The sequence below is a fragment of the Acinetobacter tjernbergiae DSM 14971 = CIP 107465 genome, assembly GCF_000374425.1.
GTDB classification, from domain to species: domain Bacteria; phylum Pseudomonadota; class Gammaproteobacteria; order Pseudomonadales; family Moraxellaceae; genus Acinetobacter; species Acinetobacter tjernbergiae.
The window spans coordinates 126,669-148,938 of sequence record NZ_KB894359.1; the positions used below are offsets into that span (position 1 = coordinate 126,669).

Annotated in this window: 19 protein-coding genes and 2 pseudogenes; 8 read left to right on the plus strand and 13 right to left on the minus strand. The window is 38.7% G+C overall.

Translation table 11 applies throughout. The features are described 5' to 3' along the window. The first annotated feature begins 107 nt into the window (after nucleotides 1-107). The 3 genes from alaS (at nucleotide 108) to csrA (ending at nucleotide 4,648) form a co-directional block, all read left to right on the plus strand. The gene (gene alaS / locus C502_RS0107090) at nucleotides 108-2,798 is read left to right on the plus strand and encodes an alanine--tRNA ligase (RefSeq protein ID WP_171067618.1); all 2,691 of its coding nucleotides are present in this window, start codon (nucleotides 108-110) and stop codon (nucleotides 2,796-2,798) included. A 66-nt stretch (nucleotides 2,799-2,864) separates the two neighbouring features. Next, nucleotides 2,865-4,145 carry an aspartate kinase gene (locus C502_RS0107095; protein WP_018678136.1) on the plus strand — a complete coding sequence of 427 codons (1,281 nt, stop codon included), beginning with the start codon at nucleotides 2,865-2,867 and terminating at the stop codon, nucleotides 4,143-4,145. A gap of 239 nt (nucleotides 4,146-4,384) precedes the next feature. Next, nucleotides 4,385-4,648 carry a carbon storage regulator CsrA gene (csrA, locus tag C502_RS0107100; protein ID WP_018678137.1) on the plus strand — a complete coding sequence of 88 codons (264 nt, stop codon included), beginning with the start codon at nucleotides 4,385-4,387 and terminating at the stop codon, nucleotides 4,646-4,648. 78 nt (nucleotides 4,649-4,726) lie between these two features. On the opposite strand, the gene rnhB is transcribed toward csrA, so the two are convergent. The 3 genes from rnhB to C502_RS0107115 form a co-directional block, all read right to left on the minus strand. After that, on the minus strand, nucleotides 4,727-5,296 hold the full coding sequence (gene rnhB / locus C502_RS0107105; RefSeq protein WP_018678138.1) for a ribonuclease HII: 570 nt from the start codon (nucleotides 5,294-5,296) through the stop codon (nucleotides 4,727-4,729). Between the two features lie 60 nt (nucleotides 5,297-5,356). Then, on the minus strand, nucleotides 5,357-5,722 hold the full coding sequence (locus C502_RS0107110; RefSeq protein ID WP_018678139.1) for a hypothetical protein: 366 nt from the start codon (nucleotides 5,720-5,722) through the stop codon (nucleotides 5,357-5,359). A gap of 145 nt (nucleotides 5,723-5,867) precedes the next feature. Next, complete coding sequence (locus C502_RS0107115) at nucleotides 5,868-6,242, minus strand: hypothetical protein (protein WP_023274539.1); 375 nt, start codon at nucleotides 6,240-6,242, stop codon at nucleotides 5,868-5,870. Nucleotides 6,243-6,458: 216 nt separating this feature from the next. Between C502_RS0107115 and C502_RS0107120 the strand changes: the two genes are divergently transcribed. Next, entirely contained in the window at nucleotides 6,459-7,013 is a 555-nt protein-coding gene (locus C502_RS0107120; protein ID WP_018678141.1) for a cytochrome b, read from the plus strand. 44 nt (nucleotides 7,014-7,057) lie between these two features. Here C502_RS0107120 and C502_RS0107125 read toward each other — a convergent pair whose 3' ends face one another. From C502_RS0107125 to C502_RS0107140, 5 genes and pseudogenes are all read right to left on the minus strand, one after another. Further along, complete coding sequence (locus C502_RS0107125) at nucleotides 7,058-8,056, minus strand: adenosine deaminase (RefSeq protein ID WP_018678142.1); 999 nt, start codon at nucleotides 8,054-8,056, stop codon at nucleotides 7,058-7,060. A gap of 81 nt (nucleotides 8,057-8,137) precedes the next feature. Continuing rightward, complete coding sequence (locus tag C502_RS0107130) at nucleotides 8,138-9,457, minus strand: NCS2 family permease (RefSeq protein ID WP_018678143.1); 1,320 nt, start codon at nucleotides 9,455-9,457, stop codon at nucleotides 8,138-8,140. Between the two features lie 307 nt (nucleotides 9,458-9,764). After that, a pseudogene (locus C502_RS19470) lies at nucleotides 9,765-9,961 on the minus strand (hypothetical protein). 588 nt (nucleotides 9,962-10,549) lie between these two features. Beyond that, on the minus strand, nucleotides 10,550-10,969 hold the full coding sequence (locus C502_RS0107135; RefSeq protein WP_228129324.1) for a tautomerase family protein: 420 nt from the start codon (nucleotides 10,967-10,969) through the stop codon (nucleotides 10,550-10,552). Nucleotides 10,970-11,019: 50 nt separating this feature from the next. After that, nucleotides 11,020-11,802 carry an SDR family NAD(P)-dependent oxidoreductase gene (locus tag C502_RS0107140; protein ID WP_018678145.1) on the minus strand — a complete coding sequence of 261 codons (783 nt, stop codon included), beginning with the start codon at nucleotides 11,800-11,802 and terminating at the stop codon, nucleotides 11,020-11,022. Nucleotides 11,803-11,944: 142 nt separating this feature from the next. Between C502_RS0107140 and C502_RS0107145 the strand changes: the two genes are divergently transcribed. Continuing rightward, nucleotides 11,945-12,466, plus strand: a complete 522-nt coding sequence (locus tag C502_RS0107145; RefSeq protein ID WP_018678146.1) for a winged helix-turn-helix transcriptional regulator — start codon at nucleotides 11,945-11,947, stop codon at nucleotides 12,464-12,466. Between the two features lie 233 nt (nucleotides 12,467-12,699). On the opposite strand, the gene C502_RS0107150 is transcribed toward C502_RS0107145, so the two are convergent. The 5 genes and pseudogenes from C502_RS0107150 to C502_RS0107170 all read right to left on the minus strand — a co-directional run bounded on the left by C502_RS0107150 (nucleotide 12,700) and on the right by C502_RS0107170 (nucleotide 19,607). Then, complete coding sequence (locus C502_RS0107150; protein ID WP_018678147.1) at nucleotides 12,700-13,815, minus strand: NAD(P)-dependent alcohol dehydrogenase; 1,116 nt, start codon at nucleotides 13,813-13,815, stop codon at nucleotides 12,700-12,702. A gap of 33 nt (nucleotides 13,816-13,848) precedes the next feature. Further along, complete coding sequence (locus C502_RS0107155) at nucleotides 13,849-15,303, minus strand: benzaldehyde dehydrogenase (protein ID WP_018678148.1); 1,455 nt, start codon at nucleotides 15,301-15,303, stop codon at nucleotides 13,849-13,851. A gap of 100 nt (nucleotides 15,304-15,403) precedes the next feature. Then, the gene (locus C502_RS0107160) at nucleotides 15,404-16,285 is read right to left on the minus strand and encodes a transporter (protein ID WP_018678149.1); all 882 of its coding nucleotides are present in this window, start codon (nucleotides 16,283-16,285) and stop codon (nucleotides 15,404-15,406) included. Nucleotides 16,286-16,699: 414 nt separating this feature from the next. Beyond that, nucleotides 16,700-18,496: pseudogene (locus C502_RS18120) on the minus strand (sigma-54-dependent Fis family transcriptional regulator). A gap of 187 nt (nucleotides 18,497-18,683) precedes the next feature. Continuing rightward, a complete protein-coding gene (locus tag C502_RS0107170) occupies nucleotides 18,684-19,607 on the minus strand; it encodes a LysR family transcriptional regulator (RefSeq protein ID WP_018678152.1) in 924 nt (307 codons plus the stop codon). A gap of 111 nt (nucleotides 19,608-19,718) precedes the next feature. Between C502_RS0107170 and C502_RS0107175 the strand changes: the two genes are divergently transcribed. The 3 genes from C502_RS0107175 (at nucleotide 19,719) to catA (ending at nucleotide 22,201) form a co-directional block, all read left to right on the plus strand. Beyond that, on the plus strand, nucleotides 19,719-20,834 hold the full coding sequence (locus C502_RS0107175; RefSeq protein ID WP_018678153.1) for a muconate/chloromuconate family cycloisomerase: 1,116 nt from the start codon (nucleotides 19,719-19,721) through the stop codon (nucleotides 20,832-20,834). Nucleotides 20,835-20,844: 10 nt separating this feature from the next. Further along, nucleotides 20,845-21,135, plus strand: coding sequence for a muconolactone Delta-isomerase (gene catC / locus C502_RS0107180; protein WP_018678154.1), 291 nt, complete (start codon nucleotides 20,845-20,847; stop codon nucleotides 21,133-21,135). A gap of 145 nt (nucleotides 21,136-21,280) precedes the next feature. Further along, nucleotides 21,281-22,201, plus strand: coding sequence for a catechol 1,2-dioxygenase (gene catA, locus C502_RS0107185; RefSeq protein WP_018678155.1), 921 nt, complete (start codon nucleotides 21,281-21,283; stop codon nucleotides 22,199-22,201). Nucleotides 22,202-22,270: the final 69 nt, after the last annotated feature.

Consider the following 22,270-nt stretch of genomic DNA (forward strand, 5'->3'; position numbering starts at 1 on the left):
ATTTTTAGCTTAAACACAGTTTTATATGATATTGCTTGTAAAATCGTTGGTTGGACTGGTATTTTCCGTTATAATTTAGCACTTTTTAAAATTATGGACGCTTGGTTGTGAGTACTCGTTTTATGACATCCGCTGAAATCCGTGAAGCATTTTTGCGTTACTTCGAATCGCAAGGGCATACACGTGTTGCTTCGAGTTCTCTCGTTCCTGCCAACGACCCAACTTTGCTATTTACCAATGCTGGTATGAACCAGTTTAAAGACTGTTTCTTAGGTTTAGAAAAGCGCGATTATGTACGTGCTGTTTCATCACAAAAATGTGTACGTGCAGGCGGTAAACACAATGACCTCGACAACGTAGGTTATACAGCACGTCATCACACGTTCTTTGAAATGTTAGGTAACTTCTCTTTCGGTGATTATTTCAAACAAAATGCGCTTAAGTTTGCATGGGAATTTTTAACCAGCGAACAATGGTTAGGCTTACCGAAAGATCGTTTATATGTCACGGTTTATCATACCGATGATGAAGCATTTGATATCTGGAACAAAGAAATCGGGATCGATGCTGAACGTATCATTCGTATTGGTGACAATAAAGGCGGTTTATACGCTTCTGATAACTTCTGGGCAATGGGTGATACAGGTCCATGTGGTCCATGTTCTGAAATTTTCTTTGATCATGGCGATCATATTTGGGGTGGTTTACCAGGCACGCCTGAAGAAGATGGCGACCGTTTCATCGAAATCTGGAACAACGTTTTCATGCAGTTTAACCGTACTGCGGATGGTGTCATGCATCCTCTTCCAGCGCCTTCAGTTGATACTGGTATGGGCTTGGAACGTATTTCTGCTGTACTTCAGCACGTCAATTCAAACTATGAAATTGATTTGTTCCAACATCTATTAAAAGCGGCAGCTGATGTTATTGGTTTAGATACCACTGCAATTGAAGCTGAAGCGAAAGAAAATAATAAGCCTGTTGAATATCCTGCTTCATTAAAAGTCATCGCAGATCATGCACGTTCATGTTCGTTTTTGATTGCTGATGGTGTAAATCCATCAAATGAAGGTCGTGGTTATGTATTGCGTCGTATCATTCGTCGTGCAGTGCGTCATGGTAATAAGTTAGGTGCAACAGGTTCTTTCTTCTACAAGATGTTGCAACCTTTAATTGAAGTGATGGGTGAAGCCTACCCTGAGCTTGCTACACAACAAGCACGCATCGAAGCACAATTGCTTAAAGAAGAAGAGCAATTTGCTAAAACACTTGAGCAAGGCTTGAAGTTGTTAGAAGGTGAATTGGCTCAACTGAAAGGCAATGTCATTGCAGGCGAAACTGTATTCAAACTTTATGATACTTACGGTTTCCCGACTGACTTAACTGCCGATATCGCACGTGAGCGTGATCTGACAATTGATGAAGCTGGTTTTGAAGTTGAAATGGCTGCACAACGCCAACGTGCGCGTGATGCAGGTAAATTCGCAGTTGACTATAACAGCATTGTTAAAGTTGAAGGCGAAACTCAATTTGATGGTTATGATGCAACTCAAGGTCAAGGTCAAATTGTTGCGATCTATAAAGATGGCGTTCAAGTTGATGAAATTAATGAAGGTGATGAAGCCCTTATCGTTTTGAACCAAACCCCTTTCTATGCTGAAAGCGGTGGTCAAATTGGTGACACAGGTATCTTCAAAAATGATACAGGTATTTTCGAAGTTCAAGATACCAAAAAATCTGGTGGTGCTTTTGTACACCAAGGTCTCGTGACCATGGGTAGCCTCAAAGCAACTCAAAACGTTGAAGCAACCGTTAAAGCGGATATTCGTGCTGCAACAGCGCGCAATCACTCTGCGACTCACCTTCTACATGCTGCGTTACGTCAAATTCTTGGTGAGCATGTACAACAAAAAGGTTCTTTGGTTGCAAGCGATATTTTACGTTTTGACTTTGCCAATGACCAACCTGTTTCATTTGAACAATTGCAACAGATTGAACGTTTAGTCAATGCCGAAGTGATTGCCAACACTCCTGTAACGACTGAACTGCTCGATATTGAATCAGCTAAAACGAAAGGCGCGATGATGCTTTTCGGTGAAAAGTATGGTGAAGAAGTTCGCGTACTGTCTATGGGTTCTATGATTGAAGAGCAAAACTTCTCAATCGAACTGTGTGGCGGGATTCACGTTAAACGTACGGGCGATATTGGTTTATTCAAAATCACTTCTGAAGGTGGTGTAGCTGCGGGCGTTCGTCGTATTGAAGCCGTGACTGGCACTAAAGCGCTTGAAGTGGTTCAAAAAGCAGAAACAGATATCCAAATCATTAACGGTTTGTTGAAAGCGCAAAAAGACCAAACTGTAGAGAAAGTTGAAGCAATTGTTGAAACTGCTTCTAGCCTACAAAAGCAAATCGAACAATTGAATCAAAAATTAGCCAGCTTCCAAGCAGCTGAACTTTTAGATCAAGTGAAAGAAATTGCAGGTCGTCAAACGCTTATCACATCGGTAAAAGGGTTAGATGCCAAATCATTACGCAATCTACATGACAGCGTAAAATCAAAATTGGAAGATGCAGTCATTATTGTAGCTGGTGTTGAAGGCGATAAAGTGAGTTTAATCGCGTCCGTCGCTAAACAATATGCTGCACATCTAAAAGCAGGTGACATCATCAAACACTTAGCTCAAGAGTTGGGTGGTAAAGGTGGTGGTAAACCTGACTTAGCACAAGGTGGCGCGCCACTTAACGAGAAGTTTGATCAAGTGATTGCAGCATTGCCTGCTTGGCTTGAGCAATAATAAAAACTTCACTTTTGTGTAACTGACCCTGATGCCTCTCAGGGTCATGGCTTATATGGAACAACTATGGCATTAATCGTTCAAAAATATGGCGGTACCTCTATGGGTACTCCTGAGCGCATTTTAAATGTTGCTCATCGTGTCAAGCGTTGGCATGATCATGGTCATAAAGTGGTCGTGGTCGTATCTGCAATGAGTGGTGAAACTAACCGCCTACTTTCGCTTGCTAAAGCCATTACTAGCACCCCTAACCCACGTGAACTTGATCAAATGGTGTCAACGGGTGAACAAGTAACGATTTCCATGTTAGCTATGGCACTGAATTCAATTGGTGTAGAAGCTAGATCATACACTGGACGTCAAGTTGGGATTAAAACTGACAGCGCGTTTACCAAAGCGCGTATCGAATCAATTGATACTGATGTAATGACCAATGATTTAGATGCAGGTCGTGTCATTGTTGTCGCTGGTTTCCAAGGTTTTGATGCTGAAGGTAATATCACAACATTAGGTCGTGGTGGTTCAGATACATCTGGTGTAGCACTTGCTGCTGCATTAAAAGCAGATGAATGCCAAATTTATACTGATGTTGATGGCGTTTATACCACTGATCCACGTGTTGCGCCTAAAGCGAAAAAAGTTGACCGTATCTCTTTTGAAGAAATGCTTGAAATGGCATCTTTAGGTTCAAAAGTTTTACAAATTCGTTCTGTTGAATTTGCAGGTAAATATCAAGTACCTCTACGTGTATTATCAAGCTTTGATAATGACGATGATGGCGCATTTGATGAAGATTTCAAACAAAACGTAGGCACACTAATTACGACTGAGGCAGAAGACGATATGGAACAACCAATTATTGCAGGTATTGCATTTAACCGTGACGAAGCAAAACTCACTATTTTGGGTGTTCCTGATGAACCAGGTATTGCCTCTAAAATCTTGTCACCAATCAGTGATGCCAACATTGAAGTGGATATGATTATCCAAAATGTTGAAGAAGATGGTACAACTGATTTTACTTTTACGGTAAATCGTAATGACCTAGCAAAAGCAAAAGCAATTTTAGACCACACAGCAAGCAGCATTGAAGGCTGTGAAGTTGTAACACGTGATGACATCGTAAAAGTGTCTATCGTTGGTGTAGGTATGCGCTCACATGCTGGCGTAGCAAGCAAAATGTTTACAGGATTAGCTGATGAAGGGATCAATATTCTTATGATCTCGACGTCAGAAATAAAAATCTCTGTAATCATTGAAGAAAACTATTTAGAGCTTGCTGTACGTTGCTTACACACTGCTTTTGGTTTAGATCGTGAACATGGCGAAAGCAGCGCACGTGCTTAATTAATAGCTAATTAAACCTACTTAGTTTCAAGTAAGTAGTAAAAAAAACAGAGCCACTATAGTTTTTATTACAGTGGCTCTGTTATATTAAGTCATGAGGTTTTTCAGAGAATCTGGACAGAGTTTACGAAAAAAACTGTTTTTTACATATTTCTGTTAAAATTTTCTGTATATTAAGGCTGTGCTTTCAAACAATGAATTCCCTATCGCAAGTTTAAGCGTTTAGCAAGGAGATAAACATGCTGATTCTGACTCGTCGTGTCGGAGAAACATTAATGATTGGGGATCAAGTCAGTGTTACTGTGCTTGGCGTAAAAGGCAATCAGGTGCGTATTGGAGTAAATGCTCCAAAAGAAGTTTCTGTGCATCGTGAAGAAATTTACCAGCGTATCCAACATGAACGTGCCATGCATGAGCATTTACAACATCTTGATCAAGATTATCAACTTTCTTATGAAGAAGATAATAACGATTTCACCCAACATAATAACTTCAATCGTTAATGTACAGAATTCTTCTCCAATAAATAAAGCGACTAATATTAGTCGCTTTATTTTTATTTCAGAGATTTATATTTTAATTTACAGCAAGTTTAGAGCTCTTTTTACTGGTGCATAACTACGGCGATGTTGATCAATCACGCCATGTGCAGCAATTGCTTCAAAATGAGCTTTTGTTGGATAGCCTTTATGCTTAGCAAAACCATAATTTGGGTATTGTTGATCAAGTTCATACATCTGACGATCACGGGTAACTTTTGCCAAAATACTTGCTGCACTAATCTCAGCATGGCTCGCATCTCCACCGACAATCGCTTCACACGAAATTTCTATTCCTTTCGGAATTTGGTTGCCATCCACAATCACTTTTTCAGGCTGAATCTTTAAGCTTTCTACTGCACGGCGCATTGCCAAAAATGTCGCTTGTAAAATATTAAACTCATCAATTTCAGTATGTGTCGCTTCTGCAATTGACCAAGCCAGTGCTTTTTCTTGTATTTCTAGAAAAAGTTTTTCACGTTTTTTTTCAGTCAATTTTTTAGAGTCATTCAAACCTTCAATTGGGTTATTGGGATCTAAAATCACTGCGGCAGCCACCACTGAACCAATTAAGGGACCTCGCCCTGCCTCATCTACACCAGCAATAAACATTATACTACTCACAAAAAATTAGCCGCGTATCGCAGCTAATCAAAACTTATTCAAACCATACTATTTTAGCACTTCTGATACACAAGCATTCATGGTTTTTGCAACAGCAACACCTGTTAACGTTGTTCTTGCTTTCGAATCAACAGCTGCTAAAGCAAGCTCAGAGGGTGATAATACTGTAGGTGCATTTTTACCAACACATTTACAAATCTGCGACTTCTTTTGTTGTTTCTGATCATGACTCATTAACTTCGCTGCAATTTTCCACGCTGCAAAATCATCCAGATCATGTTTACATTTTGTTTGTGCTACAAATTGTATTGCTGACGTCCCCATTTTCAATTTAGTTGGTTCGGCACTTTGTGCGTCAACACACGCCAATAAGGCAAAGAAAGAGAAAATAATAAAAAATTTGTTCTTATTCATATAAAACCTATTCTAAAGGTAAGTATTTTTATAATTTAATCATATAAATTTATTAGCAAGATCTCTAATTACAAGACTATATCAATTTCATATAAAAAAGCAGAACCAAGTCAAACCTAGCTCTGCTCAGCGTATTTCATCAGAATTATTTCTTCAATACTTCTGCGACACAGGCATTTACTGTTTCAGAAACAACTTGATTCACAATCGTTGCACGTGCCGTAGGGTCAAGCGCGGCTGTTGCCAATTCAATCGTCGTTACACTATTTGGTGCTTTTTCACTGACACAGCCACATACATTCGTCTGAATGTTTTCACGTTGCTCAGATGTCATTAAACGAGTTGCTGTTTTCCATGCAGGTAATGTATTGATCTCATTAATACATTTCGCATTCACTGCAATTTTTAATGCCGTCACACCCAACTGCTGAGATGTTGTTGCAGCGGTATTATTGGTATTAGGTGCAACACATCCATTTAAAGCAAATAGCATAGGCACAATAAATAATAATTTTTTCACGAACTCAAACCTGTATCCAAAATTTTGGCAGGCATATTGTGCCTAAAGCGCTGCTTGAAAGAAATGACTGTGTAGATTCTTTACATAATATAACAATGACGTTGCATCCCACTTACTGTTCCAAGCATAAAACGCTCTGTTACATATACACTGTATATCCAGAAAAATGAGCTATTTAAAATTGAAAGACTCATATCTCACCGCTAGGATGTTGCGATGTCAACCTCAGCACAATATTACACACGCACAGCGCAAATTTTACACTGGCTGATGGCGGCTATTTTTATCACCGCTTGGCTGATCGGCTTTTATAGTGGTAATTTTCTCAGCTATGACGTTGATGGAAGCTTTAAAGGGAACGTTATTACACTACATAAAAATATAGCGACCACCATTATCTTTCTGGTTATGATTCGAATTTTTTGGCGTTATACCCACCCTGCACCACAGCTACCTGACACAATGTCTCCGACCATGAAAATATTGGCACATGTTGGGCATTTCTTATTATATCTCATGCTACTCGCACTACCCATTACAGGCTGTTTATTTAGTTGGAGTGCTGGACACCCTGCCCCTGTTTTATATTTGTTTGAAATTCCACGCTTAGTGCAAGACAATCCTGATCTTCTTGAAATCGTGAAACCCTTACATATCTACTTATCATGGTTTGCAGGTCTACTCATTGCTGGACACGCTTTAGCTGCAATTAAACACCATGTTATTGACAAAGATAATGTCTTAATGAGCATGCTACGTCAGCCTAAATAAATCTTGATGTGTAAAAAAACCGCTTCATCAGCGGTTTTTTTGATTTAGATCTTTCTTACTTCTGCAATCCATTTCTGTTTTTCATCATCAGAAATAAAGGACGCCTCAAAAGAGTTAATTGCAAGTTGCTTAAGCTCATCATTCGATAAATCTAAAGCCTGCTGAATTGCTACAAAGTTATCATTCATATAACCACCGAAATATGAAGGATCATCTGAATTCACCGTAACATGCACACCTTTTTGTAATAAACGGCGGATGTTATGCTCGCCCATGTCATTGACAACACAAAGCTTTAAATTACTTAAAGGGCAAACCGTTAATGGCATTTTTTCTGCGATTAAACGCGCCATTAGCTGCTCATCTTCTTCTGAGCGAACACCATGATCAATACGGTTTACTTTGAGTAAATCCAAAGCTTCCCAAATATATGCTGGTGGGCCTTCTTCACCTGCGTGTGCAACGATCAAGAAACCTGCTTCACGCGCTTTGGCAAAAACACGCTCAAATTTCGAAGGAGGATGCCCGACTTCACTCGAATCTAAACCAATTGCAATAATGTCATCTTTAAATGGCAAAGCTTGCTCAAGTGTTTCAAATGCTTTTTCTTCACTTAAATGACGTAAGAAACACATGATCAATTGAGAACTAATCCCTAATTTTTCCTGAGCATCTTTACAAGCACGCTTTAAACCTGCAAGCACTGTTGCAAATGCAACCCCACGCTCAGTATGTGTTTGTGGATCGAAGAACATCTCTGTATGCACTACACGATCTTCAGCACATTTCTCAAAATATGCCCAAGCCAGATCATAAAAATCTTGTTCATACACCAGCACGTTCGCACCAGCATAATAAATATCTAAAAAAGATTGAAGATTATGAAAGTTATACGCTTGCTTTACTTCTTCAACCGATTGATACGGAATCTGAATCTGATTACGCTGTGCAATTGCAAACATCAGTTCTGGTTCAAAAGTCCCCTCAATATGCACATGCAATTCGGCTTTGGGTAAAGCACGAATCAGCTCGACTTGATTCATATTAACTCCACGTCTAAATAAAAAAGGGTGTTGCCTGTTCGGTACACCCTTTAAAGGTTTTATCAATAACTTTTAAATGGCTTAGCCACCAAATGCAATAAATTTAAATACCCACAGTGCAGCAATAATCCAAACCATGTAAGGAACTGTTTTTGCTTTGCCTGTAAATAATTTTACTAATGCATAACTAATAAAGCCCATTGCAATACCATCCGCAATTGAATAGGTAAATGGCATGAATACAATCGTTAAAAATGCAGGCACTGCTTCAGTAATATCATCCCAATCAATATGTGTGATTCCTTGAATCATCAACACACCGATGAACAACAACGCAGGGGCTGTCGCAAAACTTGGAACAGATTGCGCTAATGGTGCTAAGAATAAACAACAGATAAATAACAATGCAACGACAACGGCAGTCAAACCCGTACGACCACCCGCAGCAACACCCGATGCAGATTCAATATACGGTGTTGTTGAAGACGTACCTAATGCGGCACCTGCAACAATCGCAGTTGAATCAGCAAATAAAGCTTTCTTCAAACGCGGTAATTTACCATCTTGTAGCAATCCTGCACGGTGCGACACGCCAACCAAAGTACCCGTACTGTCAAATAAATCCACAATAAAGAAGACGAAAATCACGCCAACCATACTGCTCGTAAACAGACCTTCAAAATCCATTTGCATAAATGTTGGTGCAATCGATGGAATCTGTCCAACCACACCTTTAAATTCATTTAAGCCTAAAGCCGTTGCGATTGCTGTAACTGCGAGAATACTAATAATGATCGCACCACGAACTTTTAACTGGTGTAAAACGACAATCATTAAAAAGCCAAATAAAGCCAGTAAAACCGTAGGTTGCTTGATATTTCCTAAACCCACTAAAGTCGCTGGATTATCAACAATAATTCCTGCATTTTTGAGTGCAATTAAGGCAAGAAATAAACCAATACCGCCACCAATCGCAAATTTAAGTGACATCGGAATTGCATTCACAATCGCTTCACGGATTTTAAAGAAGCTTATTGCTAAGAAAACTAAACCTGAAACAAAAACAGCCGCAAGTGCAGTTTGCCAAGGCACTCCCATCCCTAAACAGACAGAATAGGTAAAATAGGCATTTAAGCCCATACCTGGTGCAAGTGCGATAGGATAGTTCGCAACAATCCCCATAACCAAACACCCAATAGCAGCAGCTAAACAGGTCGCAACAAACACAGCACCATGATCCATTCCTGTTTCGGAAAGAATAAGTGGGTTTACAATAATGATGTAACACATAGTCAAAAATGTGGTCACACCTGCTAAAACTTCTGTTCTAAAGTTGGTTTTGTTCTCACTTAATTTAAATAAGCGTTCCAAAACACCAACCGAAGTATTAGGCGTTGTCATAACATAGCACCTGTTAAAATCTGAGATCTTAGGACTTGAAATTTGTACTCTTGCATTTCAATCTTTTTTGAATATATGAAATGCTAGACAAGACAACAAAGCAATCTACATGCCAGTTAAACCGTTGTAATTGCAACAAGATATACAAATTTAATCCGCTATCAAAATGTAAAAAGCTGCATAACGAGATGCAGCTTTTTATTTAATGGTAAATATTTTAGCAGATTCTATCGAAAACTTGAGTATCACCACATAAAAAAAGCCGAAGCTAATTATTCGAATGCTATTTATGCACTCGTATTTATCATTACTGATTTTGTTGATACGATGTTAAACGCGAGTGCTTCACATAATTTGGATTATGTTGGATTGTATTCAAGCTATGTTCAGCATCATTGACAATTCTAATAAGTTCTTGGCGTTTTTTGTATGAGCATCTACATATGCTGCATAACCCAAAAAAAATACAGAACTAACAACAAGCAATGAAAGTAATATCTTCATTATTATTATCTCTATTGTATACTTTTCTTCAATACTAACAAAAATGAGAACAAATTAACATTTTATAATCACAAATTAAAAATAGGTCACAATTATACGATTATTTATAAATTAAAATTGTACATTTTTCATCCATTTAAATAATAAATTATTTAACTCCCTAATGCAATTGCATTTTATATAATTCAATGAGATAGGTTGAAATTTAAGCAATTTTTTTAACGTTTGGTAAAATATTTATCTTAACTAAGATATCTACAAAGAGGCATTTTTACTTAGAACCAAAAGCAATTGAGTAAAAACAATAAATAAAAATATATAAAAATTAATTTTTTCAATGACTTATATAAATAAAAATATATTCTCATATTAAAAATAGATTTTCAACTTTGGCCAATCCTAGTCCTTACAACTTACCTTATATGAAGTATGAGCAAAAGCTTAGAACAAGAACAAGAACAAGAACAAGAACAAGAACAAGAACAAGAACAAGAACAAGAACAAGAACAAGAACAAGAACAAGAAAAGTATCAAATTTATCATAAGCTACTTTCCTTGTTAAATTATTTTCTACTGCGTATAAAAGCTTTATTGGTAATATTCAGAAGGCTTATTCTCTGCTCTCCATTTCGCTTCAGCTTTTGTATTGGGTAAAGGCGGCTTAAAACCATTAATTGTCCATAAATCAAATGATGTTTCATTGACATGTAATTCCCAACGGAATCCTCTCTCATGAACGTATGGATTTAAAACCTGTGTACAACCTTGCAAAAATTGCTGTTGAGCTTCTGGAGAAGTGAGTGAGCGTGCGATATGGTCAATCGCAACACGAACAAAGTCATTACTCTCTTGCCCACCGATATAACAAGTTGTTGGCGCTATCGGATGGAAAAAAACATTTACATAAAATTTTGGCAAAAATGATGAATATAGTTCGGTGATGTTTTGTGCAAGTTGTTGCTTATCTGCATCATTAAAAGCATTTTCAGGATGATATATTTTCCACATTGGCATATCAAATTACTCTTATATTTAAATTAAAGTTTATTCACATTGGTTTATAGATAACGTGAAGGGATAGCATTCGATTGTGTTAATCCCTTTACCAAAATTCCTCGTGAAATTTCATATTTTTCCCATAAAGACATATCTTCTAAATTAGGAAAAATAACGTCTTCTCCCTGATCTAATGCAATCAGTGCAGTCTCAACAAGCGTTTCTGGTTGCATGAATAATGATTCTGGGAATGGTGCTGGAGTATGAGTAAAAAACTCCGTTTTGACGGGTCCTGGCATGATCACTTGAACCTTAACCGATGAAGTTTTGAATTCTGCTTGTAAGGCTTTAGAGAAATTCAATACATATGCTTTAGAACCACTATAAGCACCTGCACCAGCAACAGGCATTGCAGCAAGAATGGAGCCGATATTGATAATATTGCCTGATTGTTGTTGGCTAAAACGTTTAGCGGCAGCTAAAGATAATTGAGTCAATGCAATGACGTTCACTAGTAACATCTGAACAACCGATTGAGGATTGACCTGCTGACTGGTTCCTAGAGCCCCCAAACCAGCGCAGTTTACGAGCATATCCAATTGATCAACATCCCGAATACAATTACATATCCACTCCAACTCTACTGGGCTGGCTAAATCTGCAACGATAACTTCCACATTTTTTGCATATTTTTGTTTTAATTCTAGTGCTAATTGCTGGAGTCGCTCCTCACGACGAGCCACTAAAATTAGATGATATCCTCGACTGGCTAATTGATCTGCATAAGCAGCCCCAATACCTGAAGAGGCTCCTGTAACTAAAGCGGTTTTATTACTTAAAGTCATGCTCTCATTTCCTTTTAAAATTAACTCTTATAATTAGAGTATATGTGTTTTGAGTTTATAACTCTTATAATTAGAGTTGTAAACATAAAGTTTTTAAATTAAGCTATTCATCTGAAAAATTAGAAAATATTTTTGGAGTTTTATGAAATCAAATGATTTTGATGGTATGAACTGCCCGATCGCCAAAGTAATGAGTGCACTGAATGATCGCTGGGGCGTTTTGATTATGCGTGATTTATTATTAGGCTTACGACGATATGATGAGCTTAAAAACTCAACAAACATTACCAATGCAACACTTTCTGATCGGCTAAAAGTTCTTGAAAAAAATGGGCTTATCGAAAAAAAAATATATCAATTTAAGCCAGAACGTTATGAATATGTTCCAACCCCTAAAGGCCAGAAAATTGGTTTAGTTATTTTAATGATGCTGCAATTAGGTAATATATTTGATCAAGAGGAGCAAATTCCACCACAACTGATAGCTGTAGAAAAAAACAGCCATATACCTATTTCTTTCGCCATTATTAATTCAAAAACTCAAGCAATCGTGAACCCTCATCAAGTTGCGATTATCGCTGGACCTGTAGCTGATGAAAAAACACGCTGGCGATTGGAGCAAGCTCAGAAATATCAATCTGTTTCGAGAAACAATTATGATTGATATTAAACTCGCTTTACGTAGTGATAGAATCCTCTTTTAATAGATAGATTGCAGAATCAAACTTATACCTCCAAAACTTCACTGTTGTAAATCCAGTTAGATAACGCTATATCAAAGTTTTGCGAACATATTTTGGCATTGACTCCGCCATTCATCTATTCCCTAAATTTATTATTTATACATTTTTTAAATGAAATGACCTGATCACATCGATATGATCAGGTCATCAAAAATTAGCCAATTTTGATAATTGGCTTAAGGGTAACCCCTATTTGGCTATCTATAGCAGCTTGATTGATGTCATCAAAGGCATAGAACTTCACCAACTGATCAAACGGGAATTTACCTTGTTGATATAGCGTGACCAACTCAGGAATAAATTTCTTCGGTGAACCACTGCCTTCAACTACACCCAGAATGGTTTTTCCACCGAGTAATAAATCATTCACATCAAACTGAGCAGTCGTACCTAAAGGTGGCGCGCCAACGACCGCGATTTTGCCTAAAATACCCAATGCATCAATACCCTGTTTTAAGATTTCAGGTCGTCCCGTTGATTCCAAAGCAAAATTGATCCCGCCACCCGTAATTTCCTTGATCGCAGCGACAGGATCTTGCGTTTTACTATTGATGACATGAGTTGCCCCCAATTGTTTGGCCAGTTCTAAACGAGATTCGACAATGTCGACGGCGATAATGATTGCAGCACCACACACTTTTGCCGCAAGCAATGCGCTTAAACCAACCGCACCCGCGCCCCATGTTACAAAGCTACTTGCTGGTGTGACTTTAAGTGCATTAATACATGCACCCGCACCCGTTTGAATGCCACAGCCTAAAGGTCCAAGTAACTCGATTGGTACATCTTTAGTGACTTTAACCGTATTATTTTCACGGCTTAAGGCATGGGTTGCAAAAGAGGACTGTGCAAAAAAGTGATCATGCACCACAGCATGATCATGGGTACAAATTGCACTGTGCCCTTCTAGGTCAGCGCCACTAAAGTTGCGCCCAAAAAACTCTGCACAATAAGCCGGATTACCTGTATTACACTGCGTACATTTCCCACAGTAACCATAGGTTAAAACCACGTGATCGCCCACTTGAAGATCAGTGACATTCGGGCCAATGGCCTCAATAATACCCGCCCCCTCATGTCCAAGCACCGCAGGCAGTGGCACAGGATAATATTGATCGCGGACAATTAAGTCGGTATGGCACATGCCTGTGGCAATCACTTTTACCAGTACTTCATCGCCTTGGGGCTGGCGAATTTTAAGCGGTTGCAATTCAAAGTCTGCACCTTTACATGCAGTCACTGCGGCAATCATTTCTTTCATTTCGTTCATGTAATTACTTCCTGTAATGTGTCATTCAATTTATTAAAAAGGATAATGTGGCGCTTGAGCCTGTACGGTCATCCATTGCCATTGGGTAAACTCATCTGCATTGGCAGGGCCACCAATACGCGTTCCATTTCCTGATGCACCGAAACCACCAAATGGATTGACCGTTTCATCATTTACGGTTTGGTCATTGATGTGTAGTAAACCCACTTTGAGCTGTGCACCAAGCTGCATAGCACGCCCAACATTTGAGCTAATCACACCTGCGGAAAGCCCATAGTCACCGTCATTGGCTAACTCAATCGCTTGTTCATCTGTACTAAAAGGGATGAGCACCGCAACAGGACCAAAAATTTCTTCACTAAAAATTGAATTGTTTGAAGTCACACCTGCAAGAACTGTCGGTTCAAAGAAGACGCCATCGGCACGTCCGCCAATTTCCAATGTTGCGCCTTCGGCAACTGCAGCATTCACCAATTGTTCTACACGCTGCACTTGTTTGGCATTAATCAGTGGACCAATCGTGACATGGCTTTCTGACGGGTTGCCCACCACAAAGTTTTTCACTTTTTCAATCACACGCTGTTTGACTTGTTCATAAATATTTTGATGGATCAGAATTTTGCCTGAAGTCATACAAATCTGACCTGAATGCAAAAATGCTCCCCATGCAATATTTTCAGCCGCCAATTCAATATCAGCATCATCTAAAATAATCAGCGAGTTTTTACCACCTAACTCTAACGATACTTTCTTCAACGTTTTTGCAGCATTAGCGCCTACAATGCGTCCCACATTCGTTGAACCTGTAAACTGAATACTGGCAATATTTTTATCTAGAGTGAGTGCTTCCCCTACTTCAGCTCCACCCGGTAAGATATGTAGAAGACCTTTTGGAAGACCTGCAAGCTCAAAAATACGTGCAATCGCATAACCACTGCACACCGCTGTCCGTTCATCAGGTTTCAGTACCACGGCATTACCCAATGCCAAAGCTGGTGCTACAGCACGTAAAGCTAAGTACAGTGGGAAATTAAACGGTGAAATGACCCCAACAACACCAAGCGGTACGCGTTTGGCGATGCTTAATTTGCCATTTTGAGTCGGCAGTAATGTGCCCTGATCCGCAGCAGGTAAACCGATACAATGTTTAAGCACTTGAATCGAAATACTGACTTCGAACCCAGCTTTAAGCTGTAAAGAACCACTTTCTTTCACTAACCATGCAATTACCTCTGCTTGATGTTCTGTGAGTAAAGCGACTGCTCGTTCAAATACAGCTTGACGTTCTTGATAAGACAAAGACCACCACTGGTGCTGGGTAATTTTTGCTTGTTGAGCTGCCTCCACCACATCTTGAGCGGAAGCATAACCAATTTCACCCAGTCCTTGACCCGTAGCCACTTCCACCACGTGATAAGTCTGCTGAGCTGGCTGCCATGAACCGTTGAACAGTTTTTTATCCCAAATCTCTTTTGCTAATATAGACATCATGACCTCTTAAAATTTATTTAGACAATTCATTTATTGTTCAAATTTCATAGTCGCAAAACTGAAACAATTCATGTGTTGCCATCGCATGTGTTCTGAATTAAAAAATGTAAAAAAGTCGAAAATTCAGTCCTAAATCTTTCTTAAATCCGCTTTCGACTTGAGTGTCCGAAACCAACTGCGCACTCAATTGCGTTTTGGAATTGATCATTTGCTGGAATTCAACTCTTGCTTGTTGTTTTTCCATGTTCTGTTTAAGCTGAATGCCATCTAGTGACTGATCGCCACCATAGTTGGCAGCATAACCCAGCGCAATCCGTTGCTTGGCATTCAGGTCATAACGTAAATTGACCTGTGTTTGATAACTGGTGTCTTGAGACAGTGTCTGATTGCCACTACCCGCTTCATCATTATCGCCATACCAAATTGCATCTTGATAAAACTCAAAACCCAATTTGCCATAAAGCGGTTGTACCCAAGCCAACTGCAAATCATATTTAAAACGGTTTTCACCAAGGTTGACGGCATCATTTTTATCGTATTGCCCAAGCGGCAAATAAATAAATGGCGTAACTGCAAGATAGCGACCAGAAACGCCCTGTTCAGGTTGATTGATGAACCAAAAAGCGGAGGCAATGATGGGGTCAGCAAAACCCGATGCATTATTTAAATGCGCATCCCCAATTTGAGTATTACGCACCGATCCAAAAGGTATAACTACTTGCGGGGTCGCTCGTAAGCCTGCGATATCCGTGTAATGAATAAAGCGTGCAATCCCAATATCAGATTTGGATTCAGCACGGGCTTTATCGCCCTTTTGATAGTAACCATCCATTTCACCATGTTGATAATAAAAAACACCGACATTGGTTCCACTCGGTAAAGCCGTATAATCCCCCGCATTCACATCAATCGCATGGCTATGTTGAGCGAGTAAACCACCCAGCATGAGAAGTAACGCATTTTTATTCCTAAAATGCATAATATGTTTCCTTTTATTCAAATTATCCTTAATGACTCATCTCTTTTCTTGAACTTTTTAATGGCATTTAAATCCGTTGATCATTTGCCAGAAATTATCAAGAGTCCTTCTAGATCAAGTATGAGTCATAGAATTATTGCAGTTTACATGCCATAATTTTAATTATTTAAAATCAACAATTTATTAATTTAAATAGTCTTATCATGTCCATAAATTAGACATATTAAAAAAGGACTGTCCAGTTATTGGACAATCCTTTTTCTACATTAATACCTTAAAAACTCATCGAAATAAATTGCACTTAATATGCTGAACTTATAATAGAAGTCTGAAACGTCGCGGCATTTAAATAGCAGTAATCAAAAACTAAAGGTTAAGGCAAAATTTCATTAAAATTAAGCTACTCAATAATGCTTAACTGCTGATGTATTTATATACTGTTGTTCTTGAGATATTGAGACGTTTGGCAGTGCGAGCAATATTGCCATTTTCCTCATTAAGCACCTGTATGACCATATGTTTGGTCATGGCATTTAAATTCTTGTTTTCACCATCGAAAGTAGGTTGATTGATAGTGTGAGGACGTAACAAGGGCTGGGACTCAGGTAAATAAAGCTGATTTAAGACTTCACTTTCCTTAAATGCAATTGACAACCTCACGATATGAATCAGCTCACGAATATTCCCTGACCAAGCATGGGCTTTAAACTGCTGCTCAACTTGGGCTGACCATTCCAAGATACCAAACTGGTGTAGAATTTTGTAGAAAATGTCCTGCTTATCCTGACGTAAACGTAAAGGTTCCAAATACACTTGAAAACCACAAATCCGATAATATAAATCACTACGGAATGACTGCTGTGCAATTTTCGTTTTCAGATCCTGATGGGTTGCACATAATAATTTAAATGCAGACTTAATCGGCTTACGTCCACCGACACGATAAAACTGCTGATCTTGCAAGACTCTTAAAATTTTGACCTGTAAATGCAAAGCTAAGTCACCAATTTCATCGAGAAATAATATCCCTCGATCTGCCATTTCGATGAGACCTTTTTCACCTTGTGTTTTTGCTCCAGTAAAAGCACCACCCTAATAACCAAACAGCTCCGCTTCCAACAAATGATCAGGAATCGCACCACAGTTAATAGAAATAAAAGGTAAATGAGCATCCAACTTCTGATGCAATTGCTGTGCGAAATGGTCTTTACCCGTACCTGTCTCACCCGTAATCAGTACTGGAATATCTGCTTTTAATGCTTTTAATGCCTGATCAAGCACAGGCTGTACAGCGATTTTTTCGGTTTGTGCTGTTCTATGCAAAATATGCAACTGTGCATAGAAAAATGCATGATCATGACTTTGAATAAAAAATGGATCACTCGCGTCGAACTGGTTCAAGTGCTCTGTTAAAAAGAAATCATGAATAGAACGATGTAGTAACAGCTGGATCGAACAATTGAGTAATTTCAATGCCATTTGGTTGGCTTTCACAGTTTGTCCATGATCATCCAGCACGATCATGCCAGTATAAGCATTTTCAAGTAGGTCTTTTGAGTGTTGAAAATAGAGTACTCGCTGATTCAGTCTAAGTTCAGAAAGAATTATTTTATTTTCTAAAACATAACTTTGATAGAGTAAATGCCGAAGCCAATTACTTGCCAAAAGTCCTTGTGGTGAAGTGATATCCAATGCCCCTAAAACCTCTCCTGTTCCATTAAAAATAGGCACAGAAGCACAAGAATAATTGGCAAACTCATCTAAATAATGCTGATGTCCCGTCATAATCAGCGGCTGTTTGGACAGAACACTGCATGTCGGTGCAATCGCACCAAATATAGATGGATCAATCACACGACCTGTCCTTAGAAAATGATATTGCTCATCTAAATCAGGATTATGTCGTTCAGCAATAATTTTAAGCTGTTGATTAATTAAAAAAACACTAACATCCTGTTGTCCAAATAACTGCCAAATATCATTTAAAACCACTTCAGCTAGCGCAGCAAATTTGACATCCTCACAAGACAGATGATCAACAGGAAAATCATGTAACGAGGTCAGTTTAGAAAAAGGACTTAAACCCGCTTTTTTAGATCGCTCCCATGCTTGCAGAATCGGCGAATCTCTCTCTACGATCTCAGGAAGCACCCCTGTCTTGTAAAAATTATATTTAATATTTTGCCAAGAGAATTCAGATAAACCATCCATAAGCATATCCAAAATGAATCAAATTCGTTAAATCATACCGTTGTTCATTCAAATATAAAATAATAGAAAAAAATTCTTTGTTTCATAAATTCAAATATAAAAGAAGAATACAATTAATTTAGTTATTGAACATCTAAAGGAAATATCAGTTCAACTATACCGATTCAATGCGTAGTTATGCTCTAAATTATCCCCATTCAAATATTGTCCGATTGTATTTTATTCCTTCTAAATCATAAACCTGATAAATTGAATCAAATAGCGATTGTAAATCTTCACTTTTATCCATCGCTCTGGCAGTAATAAAAATAGGACTCACCGCGCCACTATCCAAAATAGGAATATACAGTAAATGTGGAAATCGAATCGTATCTGCACTTGCTGGAATAATACAAATTCCTTCTCCGGCCGCAACCAAACCTAATGCGAGTTGGATTTCACGCAATTCACGAATATGTTTTGGCACTAAACTGTGCTCCGCAAAAATATTCATAAGCTGGGTCGAAAAATTTGGTTTTGGCGTATTTGGATAAACAAAAAGTTTTTCATCAACTAAATCTGCTAAATGAACGCCCTCCACTCGTTGAGCCAAAGGATGGCTTGAATGAGCAGCGACAACCAAATTTTCTTTACGCAATAAAACACGTTTCACCGCAGGATCACTAATTCTTAATCGACCAAATCCAACATCTATTCGTCCTTCCTTTAACGCTTGGATTTGTTCAGTGGTACTCAATTCGATTAATTGAATGTTTAAGTGTGGATGTTGTTGGCGGTAGAGATAAATAATTCTTGGTAATAAACCAAACAGTAATGAACCGACAAAACCTATCGTTAAAGTTCTTTCGATGAGACCAATTCTTTTGGTCATACTTTTGACTTCTTCCGCATTAGACAAAAGTTTAAGCGCATGCTGATAAAGGAATTGTCCTGCGGTTGTGGTTTGAAGTGGTCGACTGCCTCTCTCAAAAAGTTGCACACCTAGTTCATTTTCAAGGTTTTGAATTTGCCTACTCAATGGTGGTTGAGCAATGAAAAGCCTTTCTGCTGCTTTGGTGAAGCTTTGTTCTTCTACCACTGCGACAAAATAGCGTAGATATCTGAGTTCCATTCCTTACCTCCATACCTAATAGGTATAAAAAAATACATATTCAGTCTTAGACAGAGTTTAATCATTCTTTTAAGGTATAGGAAGAACATAAAGAACCAGTGATGGTGTGAAATGTATAAATCTGTCGAAACCATATTAGTTGATATTCCAACCATTCGTCCACACAAGCTTTCAGTGACTACGATGCAGACTCAAACTTTAGTTTTGGTCAAAGTAACAGCAGAAAATGGGGTGGTTGGTTGGGGTGAAGCCACCACGATTGGTGGGCTTAACTATGGTGAAGAAAGTCCTGAAAGTGTAAAAGCAAATATCGATACTTACTTTGCACCATTATTACTTTCAATCAAAAAATCGTTGAATGTGGCACAAACTTTGACGTTAATTCGCAAAAGTATTAATGGCAATCGATTTGCAAAATGTGCCATTCAAACAGCACTTCTTGATATTCAAGCAAAAAAATTAAACCTTCCTTTGAGTGAGGTTTTAGGTGGTCGTTTGCGTGATCGCTTGCCTGTACTTTGGACTTTAGCTTCTGGCGATACAGATAAAGATATTGCTGAAGCAAAGAAAATGATTGAGCTAAAACGCCACAATATTTTCAAGTTAAAAATTGGTTCTAATCCTCTGCAACATGATGTTGATCATGTAATTGCCATTAAAAAGGCTTTAGGTACAGAGATCAGTATTCGTGTCGATGTAAATCGTGCATGGTCAGAATTGGAATGTATCCAAGGTATTCAACAGTTACAGGATGGTGGCATTGATTTAATTGAACAACCTTGTGCAATTGAACAAACCAATGTTCTCGGACGTTTAACCCAGCGATTTGATGTCGCGATTATGGCTGATGAAGCATTAACAGGTCCTGACAGTGCTTATCGTTTAGCACAACAACATGCGGCTGATGTATTTGCCGTAAAAGTTGAACAGTCCGGCGGTCTGATTGAAGCGTGTGAAGTGGCAAAAATTGCAAAACTTGCAGGTATTGATCTTTATGGTGGCACGATGCTTGAAGGTCCGATTGGAACGATTGCCTCAGCACATGCGTTTAGCACCTTTGACAGCCTTGCATTTGGAACAGAATTGTTTGGGCCATTGTTGCTCACTGAAGATATCTTAAAAACACCTTTGCAATATGAAAATTTTGAATTGGTTGTACCTCAAGCAGCAGGTTTAGGTATTGAGATCGATGAAGACAAAATTGAGCAATTACGACGCAAAGCATAAGGAGAAAAGCATGTTATTTCAGGTTCGCATGGATGTGCATATTCCACTCGATATGCCAGTTGAGCAAGTTAATGAAATTAAAGCTGTAGAAAAGGCGTATTCACAAGATTTACAGCATCAAGGTAAATGGCGTCACATTTGGCGTATCACAGGTCAGTATTCAAACATCAGTATTTTTGATGTCGAAAGCAATGAAGAGCTGCACGACATTTTACAAGATCTTCCTCTATATCCCTACATGAATATTGAAGTGATGGCGTTGAATCGTCACCCATCATCGATTCGGGAAGATGATCATTAACGTATATGAATCTAATTGCTCTGAGATTACCAATATCCTCTCAGCGCTAGGCTAAAACAAGGAATGTAGCAAGGCAAAATCACAATAAACAATTTGGTGATTCCCCCCGCTACTAACGCTATAAGCATACTCAAGGAGAAATAGTATGAACCGTCAGGAAATCGATACGCTCGTTAAACAAATGAATGTTGATACTGCAACTGCTGCAGTTGATCAACGCGTTCAAACGATTGTGGTTCGTTTATTAGGTGATTTATTTCAAGCAATTGAAGATTTAGATATCCAACCATCGGAAGTATGGAAAGGTCTCGAATATTTTACAGATGCAGGTCAAGCCAATGAATTAGGCTTACTTGCGGCAGGTTTGGGTTTAGAACATTATTTAGATTTACATGCTGATGAAGCTGATGCTAAAGCAGGTATTTCAGGCGGTACACCACGTACGATTGAAGGTCCACTTTATGTTGCAGGCGCACCTGAATCCGTTGGTTTTGCACGTATGGACGATGGCTCTGAATCAGACAAAATCGACACATTAATTATTGAAGGTACAGTCACTGATACTGATGGTAATGTGATTGAAGGTGCTAAGGTTGAAGTTTGGCATGCGAATAGTTTAGGCAACTACTCTTTCTTCGATAAGTCTCAATCCGATTTTAATTTACGTCGTACTATTTTGGCGGATGCTGAGGGCAAATACGTAGCGCTTACCACAATGCCTGTAGGTTATGGCTGTCCACCAGAAGGCACAACCCAATTTGTACTCAACAAATTAGGTCGTCATGGTAACCGCCCTTCTCATGTCCATTATTTTGTTTCTGCACCAGGTTTCCGCAAATTAACAACTCAATTCAACATTGAGGGTGATCAATATTTATGGGATGACTTTGCTTTTGCGACCCGTGATGGCTTAGTGGCAACCGCGATTGATGTATCTGATCAAGCTGAAATTCAAGGTCGTGGTCTGGATAAACCCTTTAAACATATCACGTTCAATATCGAACTCGTGAAAGACGCTACCACAGCACCTTCAACTGAAGTAGATCGTCGTCGCGCTAGCGCATAACTCAGCTTAATAGGAACTGAGTTAGCAATAGAAACTTGTTAGCTCAGGACTTCCTTGCTTGGAAAGTCG

Bases quoted from the DNA above. Each gene is read 5' to 3' on its own strand.
- C502_RS0107155 (WP_018678148.1), bottom strand. From the start codon at position 15,303: ATGTCTATATTAGCAAAAGAGATTTGGGATAAAAAACTGTTCAACGGT.
- rnhB (WP_018678138.1), bottom strand. From the start codon at position 5,296: ATGTTTATTGCTGGTGTAGATGAGGCAGGGCGAGGTCCCTTAATTGGT.
- C502_RS0107125 (WP_018678142.1), bottom strand. From the start codon at position 8,056: ATGAATCAAGTCGAGCTGATTCGTGCTTTACCCAAAGCCGAATTGCAT.
- C502_RS0107140 (WP_018678145.1), bottom strand. From the start codon at position 11,802: ATGACTTTAAGTAATAAAACCGCTTTAGTTACAGGAGCCTCTTCAGGT.
- C502_RS0107175 (WP_018678153.1), top strand. From the start codon at position 19,719: ATGTATAAATCTGTCGAAACCATATTAGTTGATATTCCAACCATTCGT.
- C502_RS0107135 (WP_228129324.1), bottom strand. From the start codon at position 10,969: ATGTGGAAAATATATCATCCTGAAAATGCTTTTAATGATGCAGATAAG.
- C502_RS0107130 (WP_018678143.1), bottom strand. From the start codon at position 9,457: ATGACAACGCCTAATACTTCGGTTGGTGTTTTGGAACGCTTATTTAAA.
- catC (WP_018678154.1), top strand. From the start codon at position 20,845: ATGTTATTTCAGGTTCGCATGGATGTGCATATTCCACTCGATATGCCA.
- catA (WP_018678155.1), top strand. From the start codon at position 21,281: ATGAACCGTCAGGAAATCGATACGCTCGTTAAACAAATGAATGTTGAT.
- C502_RS0107170 (WP_018678152.1), bottom strand. From the start codon at position 19,607: ATGGAACTCAGATATCTACGCTATTTTGTCGCAGTGGTAGAAGAACAA.
- C502_RS0107110 (WP_018678139.1), bottom strand. From the start codon at position 5,722: ATGAATAAGAACAAATTTTTTATTATTTTCTCTTTCTTTGCCTTATTG.
- C502_RS0107160 (WP_018678149.1), bottom strand. From the start codon at position 16,285: ATGCATTTTAGGAATAAAAATGCGTTACTTCTCATGCTGGGTGGTTTA.
- C502_RS0107145 (WP_018678146.1), top strand. From the start codon at position 11,945: ATGAAATCAAATGATTTTGATGGTATGAACTGCCCGATCGCCAAAGTA.
- C502_RS0107120 (WP_018678141.1), top strand. From the start codon at position 6,459: ATGTCAACCTCAGCACAATATTACACACGCACAGCGCAAATTTTACAC.
- C502_RS0107095 (WP_018678136.1), top strand. From the start codon at position 2,865: ATGGCATTAATCGTTCAAAAATATGGCGGTACCTCTATGGGTACTCCT.
- csrA (WP_018678137.1), top strand. From the start codon at position 4,385: ATGCTGATTCTGACTCGTCGTGTCGGAGAAACATTAATGATTGGGGAT.
- C502_RS0107150 (WP_018678147.1), bottom strand. From the start codon at position 13,815: ATGAACGAAATGAAAGAAATGATTGCCGCAGTGACTGCATGTAAAGGT.